Raw genomic sequence first — 17435 nt, 5'->3', positions numbered from 1 at the left:
TTGAGTTCTTCCCTCCCCTGCCCCCTGCCTCTTTTCTCCCCCTGCTTGCCTTCACCCGTCATTTTCGGGTTGACAGACTAGTAGGTTGGATTGACGTAAAAACACCCAACAGTTTCAAAACTCCACTGCTAATTGCTGACTGGGCGCAAGCCCTGCGCCCCTACGTTCTGAGTTATGCTAAGTGCATAAAGATCATTTTTAGCAACTCAGCGCGGGTAAAAGGCTTGGTCAAGTATCCAGACGCACCGACAAATCTCGCTTTTACTTTATCTATAATTCCCTTATTGCTAGTCACAAAAATAATGGGAATAGTTTTAAACAGGGAATTATTGCGGATAATTTTACACAGTTCATAACCGTCAATTCCTGCCATATTTAAATCCAGTAAAATTAGATCCGGCTTATGTCTAATAATTGACATTACTGCCTTCACAGGTTCATTAATAGTCACCAAAGTAAAATTCTCATCTTCCAAATAACGACTGATTTCTTTGAGAATTGTAGGACTATCATCTACAGAAATAATTTTGTAAGTCTTTTGGGTGATTTTCGTATTGATTTTGACTTTTTGTGAATCAACTTCTATGTTAGTATTAACAACTTCAGGTGAAAAATCCTCTGGAGGTAAATCAGCAACATCTGGTACTAGCTGTTGAACCGCTAGATGATTCTGCGAAATGATTGGAGTTTCTGAAGAAGCATCTTGACTGAGTGCTACATCCGCAACAAATAATTTACCCCTAATTAACTCTGTGCTATCTTCAGAAAATAGTAATGAACTTCCACAAGTTTTTGGTAACTTATCAAATGGGGGATCTGGTTCATGTAATACTATCGAACCCTTAACAATATAGGGGTATAAACTCAAAGCTAGTTGCAACTCATCCTGATTCATAATAATCGCTAGATGACGCAAGCTAAAACCCTTCATCCAATTGGTGATATTTTCTTTGAGTGGTGGTAATCTTTTATCCTGAAACTTGCTACTAACTAACAAATATGGACGCTGATAAGGAGAAGATATGTATCTACCAAGATACCGCCAATTTTGTAACTGGTTTTGGCATTTTTCGATGATATCATTAATATCTAATTTACAAATTTTGGTAAAATTTTCTAGTGGTTCTGTTAGTTCAAAATCACCTGTTTTAATGACGAGAAATGATTCAATTACCTCTTTAACTAATTCTTGAATCAGTAATGTTGCGTGATCAAGAAGGAGATATTGTTCATTAACCAGCCAATTAATCGCTTCATATTCGGGAATTTGGTTAGGTAAATGATGATTATCTTCAGGTTCAAATATCAAGCGCATTTGTACACGCACTTCATTATCAACTAAAGGAATTTGTGGATGGAGACGACGCATTTGTCGTTCTAATCTATCAAAGGGTTCTACGGAATGAGTCCCATAGATAATTTTTCCTTGTTCTATATATATCAACCAAGATACAGAGTTACTATGTGCTTGCAAACGGGTAGTTTCATAACAATTGCTTAATTGTCTTAATAAACCTTGGGGTGATAATTTGGTAAATGTGCCAGTATTCTTCATGTTTTTACAATTTTTTGGGCGGATACATCAACATAGTATGGGAAAAGATTAAATATCAGGCTGCAATATGATATCACCTGGAAATATGGTTATGATCACAAGTTGTTAAATTATGAATATCAATGAAAAACATCTTTTAAGCATTATCCTCCTCCGTTGAATGTAACAGTTTTTATAGTTTTTTATGTTGATTTTTTATCATTGGTCTGGATAAAAAATCTCTGTTTTGTCATATTTTGTCGCTATTTCATCTTGATTAACTAAGTAGGTGAACAGAAAAATTTAAAGGTATGTGAAGAAAAGTAAAATCACTCAAAACTCTCTTCCTGTTCCCAGTTAAGAGTTCCCTGTTCCCTTGCCCCAACGACAATTTTTAACGCCCACCTACTTATATAGTGATACTATTGAGTATGCTGAGACTTTTTTGGTAATTTAAATTCATCAATTTTCAGCCGGATCTGCTTACTTTTCCTGGATTTAACAGTAATGAATTGATTTACCTAAGGACAGACCTAAATCCCACATAGAATCTTTAAAAATTTATGGAGGTAAATGTATATATTGATTATTACAGTAGGTTGCAACTCAACAAACTGGAGAATCTGCACCAGAAACTATATACTTTGAGTAAAAGGAAAATAAGACTTTGGACTATAACATAACACAAAAAGTTATGATTGATACATTCAATCTTGACGAAGTTGTAGAATTTGCAGAAAACCCCGAACCCCGTTGTCCATGCGTGTTATTGCTAGATACTTCTGGTTCGATGCAAGGAGAACGAATCGAAGCCTTAAATCAAGGTTTGTTGAGTTTAAAGGATGAACTGGTTAAAAATTCCTTAGCATCCAGAAGGGTAGAAGTGGCAATTATTACATTTGATAGTAATGTTAATGTTGTTCAGGACTTTGTAACTGCTGATCAATTTAACCCGCCGATTCTCACAGCCCAGGGGTTAACAATTATGGGTTCGGCTATTCATAAAGCCTTGGATATTATTCAAGAGCGCAAATCCCAATATCGCACGAATGGTATTGCTTATTATCGTCCTTGGGTGTTTATGATTACTGATGGTGAACCCCAGGGTGAACTAGATCATGTTGTTGAACAAGCTGCCCAAAGACTGCAAGGGGATGAGTCTAATAAGCGAGTGGCGTTTTTTACGGTGGGTGTAGAGAATGCGAATATGAGCCGATTGAGTCAAATCGCTGTACGAAGTCCCCTGAAATTAAAGGGATTAAATTTCATTGAGATGTTTGTTTGGCTGTCTGCTAGTATGTCAGCGGTGTCTCATTCTCAGGTGGATGAACAGGTAGCACTACCACCAATTGGTTGGGGATCTGTTTAATGAAAATTGCAGCTTGTTATTTAAACTGAACTAGCTGTGGAAAACAAATTATATGAATACATCAAAACAGATTTCTCAATGGCGGGTAGTGGCTGCTTCTGTATGTGGGACTAGTCATTCAAAAAACCAGCAACTTTGTCAGGATGCTCACCATTGGCAGCTATTGGCTAATAATGTGTTGGTGATAGCAGCGGCCGATGGTGCGGGTTCTGCTAAACTAGGAAAGGTGGGATCAATGATTGCGGTGGAAACGGCAATAGATCATCTTTCTCGCCAAGAGATGACGAGTGATTCTCTGGCTAATGATAGTGTTTTGCGTTATTTGCTCAGTGACGCTATGTTAGTAGCCCGCAAAGCTATAGAAATTGAGGCGGATGTTTGTAATCATCAACCTCATGATTTAGCAACTACCTTGATTCTGATGATTGCTACACCAGAAATTGTGGCTGTAGGGCAGGTTGGGGATGGTTTGGCTGTGGCTAAAAATAGTATGGGTAATCTGATAGCGTTAACCATTCCTAGCAATGGCGAATATATCAATCAAACAACTTTTCTCACGTCTCCTGGTGCTTTGGAGACAGCACAATTTGAAATATGTCGGGAAGAGATTGTTAATGTGGGTGTTCTGACTGATGGGTTACAAATGTTAGCTTTGAATATGATTGTTGGTGAACCTCACAAACCTTTCTTTTTTCCTTTATTTCAGTTTGTAGCGAATGCTGAAGATAAAATATTAGCAAAAGAACATTTAATGCGGTTTTTAAGTTCTGATAAGATTACTCAGCGGACTGATGATGATTTAACTTTAATTTTGGCTGCATTTATTAACTCATAATTTATAGTCATTAGGGATTAAAGACAGTATGGTATTAGCCATACTCTTGAGTGTCTGAACTTTTGACGGATTCTAATCACCTCATATAACCTTTATTCTGCCATGCAGGTACTACGTCATCTTCCTAACCCGGAAATTCTCAACCTCTCTGTCAGTGTGGGACATGGTGGTGAAGCTTGTATCTATGCAGTTCCATCGGATGAGAATTTGGTAGCGAAAGTATATCATAAACCAACTGTCTCTTATGCCCAAAAACTGCGGGCGATGCTTGCTAATCCTCCTGTGAATCCGACGGATAATTTAGGGCATATTTCTATTGCTTGGCCACAGGAATTATTGCAAGCGGCTGATGGTAGCGGTAAGGTCGTTGGCTTTGTGATGCCCAGGATTCGGGGAATGCGACCAATTATGGATTTTTATAATCCAGGGATTCGCCGACAACATTGCCCTTTGTTTAATTATCAATATTTGTTGCGAACTGCCCGGAATCTGGCTGCGACTTTTTCGGCTTTGCACGCCAGCCGATACTGTGTTGGTGATGTGAATGAGTCGAATATTCTGGTGAGTGATACGGCTTTGGTGACGTTGGTGGATACGGACTCGTTTCAAGTGACCGAACCGTTGCAGAATGTTGTTTATCGTTGTTCTGTGGGTAAGCCTGAATATACGCCTCCAGAATTACAGAATAAAACTTTTGCGGACTATGATCGAGAAATTCATCATGATTTGTTTGGGTTAGCTGTGCTGATTTTTCAGTTGTTAATGGAAGGAACTCACCCATTTTCTGGGATATTTCAAGGGGCGATAGATCCTCCAACCTACCAAGGGAGGATTCTTTCTGGACATTTTACCTATAGTCAAAAGAAACAAGTTCCCTATCTACCAACGCCTATTTCTCCTAGCTGGGATCTGCTTCATCCTAGTTTGCGGGATTTATTTGTGCGTTGTTTTGAGGATGGTCATGATCAACCTTTGTTACGCCCTAATGCTCAAACTTGGTTGTCGGCTTTAACTGCGGTGGAGGAGAGTCTGATGATTTGTCAGGTGAATCTTCAGCATCTTTATCATAATCATTTGGATAAGTGTCCTTGGTGTGAGCGGACTAAAAGATTGGGTGGGAGAGATCCATTTCCGTCATTGCTGGCGATCGCTTCTAAACAACATCTACAACCACGCGCCCAACCTAAGTCTAAACGTCGCTATATTCCTACTCCCCGCATTACTCAGCCATTAACACCAAATTCTCCGGTATATCATTGGCAACCTATAGCTAATCAGCAATTTTATCATCCTGCTGCTGGTCAAAAATTAAATCGGAAGGTCTATGGTGTGATTTGTGGGGTGATGGGATTGGGTCTTTTGGGCTATTTGGATGTAATGATTAAATTTACCCGTCCTTTTGTTTCCCAAAATCCCTACACTCAACAAAGTTTGATGTCTCGTACATCTAATCAAACTGCTGATTTGCCAAGTCTTTCTTTTGCGGATTACTACCAGCGCGGTGATACTGCTTATCATCAAAAAGATTATGAAGAAGCAGTTGCCAACTTCACCGAAGCTACTAAAAAGAATCCCCAATCTGCCAAAGGGTATATAAATTTAGGTAATGCCCAATATAATTTAAATAATTATGAGGCTGCATTAACTAATTATAACCAAGCTTTGAAGTTGAATCCTCAAGAGGTTAAAGCCTATATAAGTCGCGGTAATGCTTACTATATGCTGGCTGACTATAGTAGTGATCCTGATAAGGAATACAAACAAGCGATCGCTGATTTTAATGCTGCCATCAATATAGATAAAACTGATGCGGAAGCTTATGTTAGACGGGGTATTGTCAGATTTGAAATTACTAAATACATCAATAATTCTTTTCCAGAATACCAAAGGTCAATTGCTGATTTTACTGAAGCCATTAAACTCAATTCAGCTAAAATAGATGCTTACTTTCAACGGGGTTTGGTTCGTTATCAAATGGCGCAATATAGCACCAATTATGCCACAGAATATAAACAGGCGATCGCTGATTTTACTGAAGCATTAAAACTTAATCCCCGATTGGCTAAAGGTTATCTAAAACGTGGGATGGCTTATTATGAACTAGCACAATATAGAGAAGGTATAGCTGACAAAAATCATGTTCAAGCAGTTGCGGATTTAGAAACAGCCGCTAAAGTTTCTTTGGAGCAAAATGATATGGATAATTATCAACAGTCTTTGAGTAGTATTTGTATCGTTGTTGCTAATAAATGTGATAGTTTATTATCTAACACAATTCTCGCTGGACAAAGTAATTGATTTAGGAGGAGTCAGGAGTCAGGAGTCAGGAGTATGGCTAACGCCACGCTGCGCTATCAGGAGTCAGGAGTCGGGAGTCAGGAGTTCAGGAGTATGGCTAACGCCACGCTGCGCTATCAGGAGTTCAGGAGTCAGGAGTCAGGAGTTCAGGAGTTCAGGAGTATGGCTAACGCCACGCTGCGCTATCAGGAGTAAGAAGAAGGAAGAAGAAGGAAGAGGAAAGAAGAGGAAAGAGGGAATAAGAAATAAGGAATTAAAATCATCTAAAATGTGAATAATCGGTTAAAAATAATAGTTAAAATTCACTCCTGACTTCATTAAGAAATTAGGGGTTTTATTTTTGTGATTAAAATTACTAGTACAAAACGGCGTAAATAAACCAACCATTCTAAATCCTCCAAAAGCCTATACTGTCTTCATTTTGACTTTTGACTTTTGACTTTTGACTTTTGACTTCCGCCTTGCGGTACTAGGGAGCATCCCAATTTTGCAGAAATAAGCTGGCGATTAGGAAGATGCCTCCGGCTCCCGTCAGGGATACACGGCTATACAAACAAAGTCCGCCTACGCGAACTAGGGAAATTTAAAACCCACGCAGGTGGTCACTGAGCCTGTCGAAGTGTGGGTTTTGCCTGTGTAGCCGTGACTTCGAGTCGCCTGAATTCTTATAGTGAAATGTGGCTTGAATGAGACACAAAATTCACGAAAAAAGACAAACACCAAAAGACTTTTATTCCTTCTTTTTCTCCTGAACTCTTACTATAAATATTTTACATATAAAATATCTTAATTTACTTATTCTTTATGATTTTCTAGAAAATAACAGTTAAATTATGTTTATCTACCTAATAAAGAGAAAGAAAAAATTATTTAATTTCTTTACCATCATTGTGCATTCTCTTCATTTCCATTAGTTGAAATTATCATCCACCTGCAAATCTTTGAGGTAACTACATGAAAGCAGTAATTTTAGCAGGAGGTCTGGGTACAAGGTTAAGTGAAGAAACCAGTATCAGACCCAAACCAATGGTTGAAGTTGGTGGTAAGCCAATTCTTTGGCACATAATGAAAACTTACTCTGCTCATGGTATTAATGATTTCATCATTTGTTGCGGTTACAAAGGTTATGTCATTAAAGAATACTTTGCTAACTATTTTTTACATATGTCAGATGTGACATTTGATATGCGATTTAATCAAATGAATGTCCATTCTGGATATGCTGAACCCTGGCGCATCACCTTAGTAAATACAGGTGATAATACAATGACAGGCGGACGTTTAAAGCAAGTTCGTGAACATATTGGGAATGAAACCTTTTGCTTTACCTATGGTGATGGTGTAAGTAATATCAATATTACAGAATTAATTAAATTCCATCGAGAGCAAAAGACATTAGCAACACTCAGCGCAGTGCAACCAGCAGGAAGATTTGGAGCAATTTCTCTAGGACAGGAACAAACTAAAATAACTAGTTTTAAAGAAAAACCTGAAGGTGATGGTGCTTGGATTAATGGGGGCTATTTTGTTCTCGAACCCCAAGTAATTGATTTTATTGCTGATACCTCAACTGTGTGGGAGAAAGAACCATTAGAAAAGTTAGCTGATTTAGAACAGTTAGCGGCTTACAAACATGATGGTTTTTGGCAACCAATGGACACATTAAGAGATAAAAACTATCTAGAGGATCTATGGAAAAGTGGTAAAGCTCCTTGGCAAGTTTGGTAATAGCAATTTTGGATTTGAGAGTTGAGATTTTAGATATTGGATTGGGGAAAGATTACTAATGTACGATTTTGCGATTATTGGTGGGGGAATAGTTGGACTTTCCACTGCAATGGCTTTAGGAGAGCGTTATTCTCATGCTAAAATATTAGTGTTAGAAAAAGAGAGCGAATGGGCATTTCATCAAACTGGTAATAATAGCGGTGTCATTCATTCCGGTATTTACTATAAACCGGGAAGCTTTAAGGCTAAATTTTCCCGTGATGGTAGCCGTTCAATGGTAGAATTTTGCCAGAAATATGATATTGATCATGAAGTTTGTGGTAAAGTAATTGTTGCCAGTAATCGACAAGAATTACCTCGCTTAGAAAATCTCTACACACGCGGGTTAGAAAACGGTATTCCTGTTAAAAGAATTAGCCCAGAAGAAGTTAAAGAAATTGAACCTCATGTTAGTTGCGTTGGTGGAGTTCAGGTATTCAGCACAGGAATTGTCAATTACAAACAGGTTTGTTTAAAATATGCGGAATTAATTCGCAATCAAGGGGGAGATTTACGTCTCAACACCCAAGTTTTAAAAATTGTCCGCAGTGGTAGAAATCAGGTATTAGAAACTAACAATGGCAGGTTTGAAACTCGATTTGTGATCAATTGTGCCGGATTGCATAGCGATCGCATTGCAAAATTAGGTAAAGCTAATCCTGAAGCTAAGATCGTTCCCTTTCGCGGTGAATATTACGAACTTACCCCCGAAAAACGCTATTTGGTGAAAACTCTCATTTACCCAGTTCCTAACCCAGATTTCCCCTTCCTCGGCGTGCATTTCACCCGGATGATTGATAACACTGTCCACGCAGGACCCAATGCAGTTTTAAGTCTGAAACGTGAAGGTTACAAAAAGACCGACTTTGACTTCAGAGATTTTGCCGAAGTTATCACCTATCCTGGCTTTTGGAAACTAGCAGCAAAACACGCCGATGAAGGAATTCAAGAAATAATTCGTTCCTTTAGTAAAGCAGCCTTTGTCAAAAGTTTGCAAAAACTCATTCCCGAAATTCAAGCAAAAGATGTAATTCCCACCCATGCAGGAGTTCGCGCTCAAGCATTAATGAATAATGGTTCTCTGGTAGATGACTTTTTAATCATTGCAGGTGAGAATTCCATTCATGTTTGCAATGCACCTTCACCCGCTGCAACTTCTTCCTTAGAAATTGGTAAAGCTATAGTTAAGCAAATACCAGAACCTACTCATTTGCACAGTTTAGTAAGTTAGTAGGGTGCGTCAGATACTAAAAATCTGTTAACTTTACTAACAAATCAAGTCTGACGCACCCTACAAGAGAATTTTATCTGCGGATTTTTCAAGCAACAACATATTTTTCCACATCAAAAGTTTTAACAATCATGAAAGTTTTAGTAACTGGCACAGAAGGTTATCTTGGTTCTTTATTGCCTTCTTTATTAATGCAAAAAGGACATGAAGTTATTGGTGTTGATACTGGTTTTTATAAAGTTGGTTGGCTATATAATGGAACTAACGTCACAGCTAAAACCCTAAATAAAGATATTCGTGATATCAATCCCGAAGATTTAGAAGGTGTGGAAGCTATTGTTCACATGGCGGAATTATCTAATGATCCTACTGGACAATTATCTCCTACCATTACTTATGATATTAATCATTTAGGTTCAGTTCGTCTAGCTAATTTGGCAAAATCAGTAGGTGTCCGCCGTTTTGTTTATATGTCCTCCTGTAGTGTTTACGGTGTGGCTAGTGAAGGTGATATTACAGAATCATCACCAGTTAATCCCCAAACAGCTTACGCAGAATGTAAAACATTAGTAGAAAGAGATGTTCAACCATTAGCTGATGATGACTTTTCTCCTACTTTCATGCGGAATGCTACTGCTTTTGGTGCTTCCCCCAGAATGCGTTTTGATATTGTTTTAAACAACTTGGCGGGGTTAGCTTGGACTACAAAAGAAATTAAAATGACCAGTGATGGTACACCTTGGCGGCCATTAGTTCACGCTTTAGATATTTGTAAAGCCATTGTTTGTGCCTTGGAAGCACCCAGAGATATTATTCACAATCAAATCTTTAATGTTGGCGATACAGCAAATAATTATCGAGTTAAAGAAATAGCGGAAATCGTTGCTGATGTTTTCCCCGGTTGTCAATTATCTTTTGGAACTAATGGTTCAGATAATCGCAGCTATCGAGTATCTTTTGAAAAAATTAACACAATTCTACCTGGATTTAAGTGTGATTGGAATGCTCAACTTGGTGCTGGACAATTATTTAGTTTGTTCAAGCAAATTGATATGAATGAAGATACTTTCTTGTCTAGAGGATTCACCCGCTTAAAACAATTAGAGTATCTAATTCGCACAGAACAAATTGACAAAGATTTCTTCTGGAACAAGCAGGAAAACTATTAATTTATTCGGAAAATATTGTAAGTTGGGTTGAGCGACAGCAAAACCCAACATGATTAATAATTTTGTTGGGTTTCCTTGCGTCAACCCAACCTACATTTCTACATTTCCTTAACCAAACATTATTGCATCAAGGTGGATTAAATTGAATTTTCTTAATTCAAGATATTCGATTTAAAAGCCTATTTTAAATTTATACCAAGTTAAATTAACAGATAATGCAAAAGTTACTAACCATTGCTATTCCTACATACAATCGCGCTGCTTTACTAGATAAACAACTGGCTTGGTTAGCAACAGCAATCAAAGGGTGGGAATCAGAATGTGAAATTATTATTTCTGATAATTGCTCAACAGATAATACACCGGGAGTTGTGAAAAAATGGCAAACTGCTTTTAGTAATACTGTATTTATAGCGAATAGAAATCGGGAAAATATAGGGTTAATGCCAAACATTGCTTTTTGTCTTCAAGCTGCTGGTAGTAAATATGTTTGGACGGTGGGTGATGACGATCCAATTCAGGAAAGGACTCTAGGTTATGTCGTAACTACAATTAAAAGAAATCCCAGTTTATCACTGATGTTTCTCAACTGTTGTGGACGAGACAAAAATACAAATAAAGTTTTGGTAGAACACTGGTTTCCTAGTGATAGTGATGAAATCATTGTTGATAGTAAACCTGTATTTCAAAGGTATTTACAGGGTAGTTTTGGGGGTGTACTATTCATGACAGCTACCATTTATAATACCGAACTTGTGCAACAAGCTTTGCAAAACTGGACTACTTCATGTAAAAATTTAGCATCCCAAGCATATTGGACTGGATTTTGTGCGGCTCATGGAAATATCATTGTTACTCAAGATAATTATTTGGAATGTACAATGCACGCTAGTTCCCTAGAAGAAAATCCTCGATGGTCATTAATGATGCGATATGTCTACATCCCGGAGATTTATCTGAAATTATTAAGTTTAGGATATTCTGCTAAATTTTGTCAAGGAATGATTCTAGAAAATATTTTCAACCTGAGTGATTGGAAAATATTATTGGGTGCTTTAAGAAGATGGCCAGTTCTAGCCACCAATATTATAATTACCTACTTGCAATTAGTAGGTAGATTCATCTATCAAATGAATTTTAATCAAAGAAAATCAGCAATAAATATCTCACAAATAAGTAATTAAATAAAAGATAAAATCCTTCTCTATTAACCATCAAAAATTATGAGCAAACTACTAACTATTGCTATTCCTACTTACAATCGAGCCGAGTTACTAGATAAACAATTAACTTGGTTATCCCAAGCTATTCAAGGATTTGAATCAGAGTGTGAAATTTTAGTTTCTGATAACTGTTCTACAGATCATACTCAATCTATTATTAGCAAATGGCAAAATATTCTCACAAACATCACATTTAAATCCAATAAAAATCCTGAAAACATAGGCGTAATGCGAAATATTTTTCATTGCCTAAGTTCTGCCACAACCAAGTATGTTTGGACAATTGGTGATGATGATCCAATTCAGGAAAGAGCAGTTGCCTATCTGATGGATAAAATTAAAAATATTGATGATTTATCATTATTGTTTCTGAATTTTTCTGGTCGAAACAAAATTACTGGTGAACCAATACATCCACCAAAAATAGTTGGTAATCGCTGGTTTGATGCCGATACAGAAGATGGTGAAGGTGATGGTAAAGCAATATTTGAACATTGTTTTACTAAAAGTGTAGGAGCAGTAATTTTTCTAACTGCTACAGTATATCGTGCTGATTTAATTAAACGCGCTCTCCAAATTTGGCCAACTGCTAGTAATAATTGGATATCTTTAGCATATTTAGCCGGTTATTGTGCTGCTAATGGCAGAGTAATTGTGACTAAAGATATCTATTTAGAATGTATTGTTGGTGTTAGTTATTGGCAAAAAGAACCGAAATCTGCACTTTTAATGCAATACCAACATATCCCTGAAGTGATTTTAAAACTTGAGCAAGTTGGTTATTCTAAAGCATATTGTTGTCGGATGCTTTTACAAAACTACCATGAAGTAGACCTGAAAGTTTTTTTAGGAGCGATGAGAAGATGGCCTGTATCGGCTATTAAGACAGTAGTTCCTTTTTTAGGTTTAGCTAGTGTGGCAGCATTGGAATTAATACCAATGAGAGAATTTAAAGTAGCAGAAACAGAAATGGATAGAACAACGACTTCAGAAGTCAGAAACTATAAGGGATAAATCAGCAATTGTTTGGAAAAAATAACTTTTGATTGGGAGGTGTTTGAATTGTGATTAATAAAGTTGCAGAAAAAATATCAGTCTTAAAAGATGAGTTAGCTTATCAAGTGAAACTTTGGCAGCATCAGGGTAATTTGCCTGTCTTAACAGGAAATGATGCTATAGCGGTTATCGCTAGGATGCAATACAGTCTAGGGCGCAGACCCTGCGCCCCTACAGGCTTTACAATTAGCTGACTGTATTTCGCTCAAGTGCATACCGCTATATCATTGCCAATTCTCTTAAAAATGAAGGAATTTGCATAACAACTCTTGAGTCCTTATGATGAATGCTGCTCATAGTTTTTTACCAAATATGGGTAGGTCTAATTATCATCCTTCATGCCAAAATTCACCAGAAATTTACACAGTTACGATCAACACTATTTTTTGTTTACACAGCTAACCCACCAAAACGACCGGGACTTTGTACTCAATATTGGGATGATACTTTTCCCAAACCGGAGTTATCTAAACAAGTTAATTAGGTTTACATAGGAAGGGAATTCCTGTCATGCTGAACAAAATTTCAACTATAAGTTCTGAGTTGAATTATCGAGTATCACTTTGGCATCATGGTAAAAATTTACCTGCTATTAGTGCAAAAGATCAATTGATTGTTGATACCCTAAAAACATCAGGTGTTTATATCACATCTTTGGAAAATTTAGGTTTTTCATCTACGGCTACAATGTTAGCTACTGCTAATAGTTGTACTGATAGGATGGTAAATCCTAGAGATATTCATGCAGGATACAAATTACCACAAATTTATACCGTTACAGATTTACCAGAATTTTTTAATTGGGGAATGGAATCCCGCTTACAAAATATCATTGAGCATTATATAGGTTTACCTATCGCTTTTCATGGTGTTCATGTACGGAAAGACTTTCCTAATGAAAAACAATTGGAAACTTTACTATGGCATAAAGATTCTGAAGATAGACGCATGATTAAAGTCATTATCTATCTAAATGATGTGACTGAAGAACATGGACCATTTGAATATATTCGACTACCGACTAATGCTTTAGAGCAAGTTAAAAATTATCAAGTTGATTATGAGTTGTGGCGGGTTAATTTTTTGGGAATTCATGATGATAAAATGATGAAAGTCATTCCTAAATCAGCTTGGAAATCATGTCCTGGTAAAGCTGGAACTGTGATTTTTGCAGATGTGAGAAATATTTTACATCATGGGACTGTGAGAACCCAAGAACGATCAACTATATTTTTCACATACACGGCTAAATCTCCTAAACGACCTGAACTTTGTACACAATATCATGATGATACCTTTCCCAAAATAAATCCCCAATTAGGATTAAAGGTATAAACCTAAAATGCAGAAATTCAGGAGTCAGAATAAGTAGTGAGACAGAATTAATTACACAATGTCATTGCGTTAGCGTTGCGTGGCGTTAGCCATATGGAACGAAGTGAAATGAAGCAATTCCAAGGGTTGTGATTGCTTCCCTTCGCTCGCAATGACTGTAAATATTTTTGTCCAATTACTTAATTGGTATCAATCATGATCATGCCAGTTTTATTTCCTGAATTTTGCTATCTAAAATCAAAACCATTCTATTATCTTCAAAAAACTTCCGAAATAACCATGATTTTTACCTCTACTAAACTCGCTGGTGCTTTTATTATTGACTTAGAAGAAAAGCCTGATTCTCGTGGTTTTTTTGCTCGGACTTTTTGCGCTGATGAATTTCTCGCTCATGGGTTAAAACCAACAGTTGCCCAATGTAACCTTTCTTTTAATCATAAAAAAGGCACATTACGAGGAATGCACTATCAAACTCTCCCCGCAGCGGAAACAAAATTAATTCGCTGTACTCAAGGAGCTATTTATGATGTGATTGTGGATATGCGTCCTGAATCTCCTACTTATCTAGCGCATATTGGTGTAGAACTGAGTGCAGAAAATCGCCGCGCTCTTTATGTTCCTGAAATGTTTGCTCATGGTTATCAAGCTTTAACAGATGGTGCAGAAGTTGTATATCAAGTGGGTGAATTTTACACTCCTGGATATGAACGGGGTTTGCGTTATGATGATCCAATTTTAGAAATTTCCTGGCCACTGAGTGCAACAGAAATGTCTGATAAAGATCGCAATTGGCCTTTACTAGAATCTATTTTGATAGGAGTTTAATCATGATTATTGTTGATAAAGCTTTACAAGCACGAGCGGATTTAGGTAAACCAGTTAAGGTGGCAATGATTGGTGCTGGTTTTATGGGTCGAGGAATTGCTAATCAAATTATCAATTCTGTGCCAGGAATGGAGTTGGTGGCTATTTCTAATCGTCACATTGATAACGCTAAACGAGCTTATTTAGAAGCAGGAATTGAAGATATCAAAATTGTTACTAATTTAGCTGATTTAGAAGAAGCGATCGCTCAAAATGAATATGCAATCACCGAAGATGCCATGCTCCTGTGTGAAGCTGATGGCATAGATGCAATCATTGAAGTCACCGGGACAATTGAATACGCGGCTCATTTAGTGATGTGTGCGATCGCTCATCACAAGCATATCATCCTCATGAATGCCGAACTAGATGGAACAATTGGACCGATACTCAAAGTCCATGCAGACCGCGCTGGAGTCATCCTGAGCGCCTGTGACGGCGACCAACCAGGGGTAGAAATGAACCTGTACCGCTTTGTCAAAAGCATCGGTTTAAAACCCCTCCTGTGCGGCAACATCAAAGGCTTACAAGACCCCTACCGCAACCCCACCACCCAAGCCGATTTTGCTCAACGCTGGGGTCAAAATCCTGCTATGGTGACAAGCTTTGCTGATGGTACAAAAATCTCCTTTGAGCAAGCCATAGTCGCCAACGGCACAGGTATGAAAGTAGCCAAGCGGGGAATGTTGGGATATGACTACACAGGTCATGTTGATGAAATGACCAAAATGTACGACATTGACCAACTTCAAGAACTAGGCGGTATCGTTGATTACGTCGTTGGCACCAAACCCGGTCCAGGAGTATTCGTATTTGCCACCCACGAAGACCCCAAACAACGTCATTACCTCAACCTTTATAAACTCGGTGAAGGCCCCCTCTACAGCTTCTACACCCCCTATCACCTATGCCATTTTGAAGTTCCCCTCTCCGTAGCTCGGGCTGTCCTCTTCCATGATGCGGTGCTTGCACCAATCGCCGGTCCCGTTGTTGATGTCGTCGCCACCGCCAAAATTGACCTCCAAGCCGGAGCAACCCTTGATGGTATTGGTTATTACATGACCTATGGACAATGTGAAAATTCCCCAATTGTGCAACAACAAAACCTACTGCCAATGGGTCTAGCGGAAGGATGCCGCTTGAAGCGCGATATTCCTAAAGATCAAGTCCTCACTTATGATGACGTGGAACTACCAGAAGGTAGACTTTGTGATCAATTACGCGCTGAACAAGCAGTTTACTTTACTCCTGTGAAAACTTTAGCACTAACAAAATAGTTTTCTTTCTTCGCATCAAGATAATTCAGAGGTTTCCTGATATTTTCATTTAACCTCTGAATTCACATATAAGTAGGTGAACAAAATAAAAATGAGGGGTATTGCGTTTTGTAAAATGGCTGAAACTCAATCAGAATCTCGCATTGAGACAACTTTACATACCGTTATATACCTTTAAATTTTTCTGTTCACCTACTTATACAATAAATGACAGAGATTATTTTGATAATCTTGCGAGGTTTCCCATGATTCAACTCCTTATTAAACAACATAAAATAATTGATACAAAACAACTGACACAACTTAGTAATGCAACATTAAAAATTCAATTACTAGAGAATAAATATTAAAACCAATCATCACTTACCAAATTATCAAGAAAAAGATGAAAATAGCTCTCGTCCATGATTACTTAACCCAACGCGGTGGAGCAGAGCGCGTATTTGAATTATTGTGTAAACGGTATCCCGACGCTGACATTTTCACCTCATTATACGACCCGCAAAAAAGTATTGATTTAGGTGAGAGAATTATCAACACCACATTTTTACAAAAAATTCCTGGTGCAACCAAATATTTTCGGATGTTAGCCCCCCTATATTTTCCCGCATTTCGTTCCTTGGATCTTCAAGATTATGACCTAATTATCAGCAGTAGCACTAGTTTTGCCAAAGCAGTACGGAAAAATCCCCAAGCAAAACATATTTGTTTTTGTCATAATGTTACCCGCTTTTTATGGGACACAGAAACATATTTACGGGAGTACGGAGACTATAGATACTTTGCTCCTCTCATCGAAAAAATCTTTCAAATGATGAGAGATGTAGACCTGAAATATGCTCAAGAACCCGATCTCTACATCGCTAACTCTACCATTGTTGCCCAACGAATTCAAAAGATTTATCACAAACAAGCGATCGCCATTAACTATCCAATTGATACTAGCAACTTTGTTTTTTCCGATACTAAAGAAGAATACTACTTGGCATCGGCGCGGATGATAAGTTATAAACGTCTTGATATAATAGTCGAAGCTTTTAATTGGTTAGGCTGGAACTTATTAATATCAGGTGATGGACCAGAACAAGAAAGATTAAAAGCCCAGGCATTACCCAACATCCAGTTTCTAGGTCATGTCAGTGATAGAGAACGTAAAGACTTATTTTCTAAAGCCAAATCAGTTATTGTTGCGGCTTTAGAAGATTATGGATTAGTTCCAGTCGAGGCAAATGCCAGTGGTACACCGGTCATTGCTTATGGAGCCGGAGGAGTCTTAGACACTCAAATACCAGGTAAAACAGGTGTGTTTTTCAAAAGACAAGCACCATGCTCTTTACAAGCAGCTTTACTAGAAGCTGGAGGAATATCTTGGGATTACGAAACTATCCGTAATCATGCCGTTAGCAATTTCTCAGAACAGTCATTTTTTAGTAAAGTTGAGCAAGTTATTGATCAAGCTAGTAGTTCGTCAAATTTA

At 37.7% G+C, this 17435-nt stretch carries 15 protein-coding genes and 1 pseudogene; 15 read left to right on the top strand and 1 reads right to left on the bottom strand.

The features are described 5' to 3' along the window. Positions 1-172 precede the first annotated feature (172 nt). Positions 173-1555: a response regulator gene (locus FJR37_RS07080; RefSeq protein WP_039204103.1), complete on the bottom strand. Its 1383-nt coding sequence runs from the start codon at positions 1553-1555 to the stop codon at positions 173-175. Positions 1556-2228: 673 nt separating this feature from the next. On the opposite strand from FJR37_RS07080, the gene FJR37_RS07075 reads away from it, so the two are divergent. From FJR37_RS07075 to FJR37_RS07005, 15 genes and pseudogenes are all read left to right on the top strand, one after another. Continuing rightward, positions 2229-2903, top strand: a complete 675-nt coding sequence (locus tag FJR37_RS07075) for a VWA domain-containing protein (protein WP_039204101.1) — start codon at positions 2229-2231, stop codon at positions 2901-2903. 52 nt (positions 2904-2955) lie between these two features. Further along, on the top strand, positions 2956-3738 hold the full coding sequence (locus FJR37_RS07070; protein WP_052150055.1) for a PP2C family serine/threonine-protein phosphatase: 783 nt from the start codon (positions 2956-2958) through the stop codon (positions 3736-3738). Between the two features lie 102 nt (positions 3739-3840). After that, the gene (locus FJR37_RS07065; RefSeq protein ID WP_039204098.1) at positions 3841-6036 is read left to right on the top strand and encodes a tetratricopeptide repeat protein; all 2196 of its coding nucleotides are present in this window, start codon (positions 3841-3843) and stop codon (positions 6034-6036) included. Positions 6037-6069: 33 nt separating this feature from the next. Continuing rightward, the gene (locus tag FJR37_RS07060) at positions 6070-6231 is read left to right on the top strand and encodes a hypothetical protein (protein WP_168465647.1); all 162 of its coding nucleotides are present in this window, start codon (positions 6070-6072) and stop codon (positions 6229-6231) included. A gap of 759 nt (positions 6232-6990) precedes the next feature. Beyond that, the gene (rfbF, locus tag FJR37_RS07055) at positions 6991-7764 is read left to right on the top strand and encodes a glucose-1-phosphate cytidylyltransferase (protein WP_168465646.1); all 774 of its coding nucleotides are present in this window, start codon (positions 6991-6993) and stop codon (positions 7762-7764) included. A gap of 58 nt (positions 7765-7822) precedes the next feature. Beyond that, a complete protein-coding gene (lhgO, locus tag FJR37_RS07050) occupies positions 7823-9034 on the top strand; it encodes an L-2-hydroxyglutarate oxidase (protein ID WP_039204095.1) in 1212 nt (403 codons plus the stop codon). A gap of 131 nt (positions 9035-9165) precedes the next feature. Continuing rightward, positions 9166-10203, top strand: coding sequence for an NAD(P)-dependent oxidoreductase (locus tag FJR37_RS07045; RefSeq protein ID WP_027403013.1), 1038 nt, complete (start codon positions 9166-9168; stop codon positions 10201-10203). A gap of 215 nt (positions 10204-10418) precedes the next feature. Further along, positions 10419-11387, top strand: coding sequence for a glycosyltransferase family 2 protein (locus FJR37_RS07040; protein WP_039204094.1), 969 nt, complete (start codon positions 10419-10421; stop codon positions 11385-11387). A 39-nt stretch (positions 11388-11426) separates the two neighbouring features. Further along, the gene (locus FJR37_RS07035) at positions 11427-12440 is read left to right on the top strand and encodes a glycosyltransferase family 2 protein (protein ID WP_168465645.1); all 1014 of its coding nucleotides are present in this window, start codon (positions 11427-11429) and stop codon (positions 12438-12440) included. Between the two features lie 50 nt (positions 12441-12490). After that, positions 12491-12676 (top strand): hypothetical protein, encoded by a 186-nt coding sequence (locus tag FJR37_RS26180; protein ID WP_039204092.1) that lies wholly within the window; start codon positions 12491-12493, stop codon positions 12674-12676. Between the two features lie 167 nt (positions 12677-12843). Next, positions 12844-12966 (top strand): annotated as a pseudogene (locus tag FJR37_RS26885) (phytanoyl-CoA dioxygenase); the annotation flags it as partial. A 26-nt stretch (positions 12967-12992) separates the two neighbouring features. Beyond that, positions 12993-13817, top strand: a complete 825-nt coding sequence (locus tag FJR37_RS07020) for a phytanoyl-CoA dioxygenase (RefSeq protein WP_168465644.1) — start codon at positions 12993-12995, stop codon at positions 13815-13817. 279 nt (positions 13818-14096) lie between these two features. Beyond that, entirely contained in the window at positions 14097-14642 is a 546-nt protein-coding gene (gene rfbC, locus FJR37_RS07015) for a dTDP-4-dehydrorhamnose 3,5-epimerase (protein WP_039204310.1), read from the top strand. 2 nt (positions 14643-14644) lie between these two features. Beyond that, positions 14645-15958, top strand: coding sequence for an NAD(P)H-dependent oxidoreductase (locus tag FJR37_RS07010; protein ID WP_168465643.1), 1314 nt, complete (start codon positions 14645-14647; stop codon positions 15956-15958). Between the two features lie 385 nt (positions 15959-16343). After that, the coding region (locus FJR37_RS07005) for a glycosyltransferase (protein WP_168465642.1) at positions 16344-17435 on the top strand (1092 nt) is incomplete at its 3' end.

This window comes from Aphanizomenon sp. UHCC 0183, assembly GCF_009712065.1.
GTDB classification, from domain to species: domain Bacteria; phylum Cyanobacteriota; class Cyanobacteriia; order Cyanobacteriales; family Nostocaceae; genus Dolichospermum; species Dolichospermum heterosporum.
The sequence above is the reverse complement of the archived record's forward strand: the minus strand, read 5'-3'. Positions and strand labels throughout refer to the sequence as shown.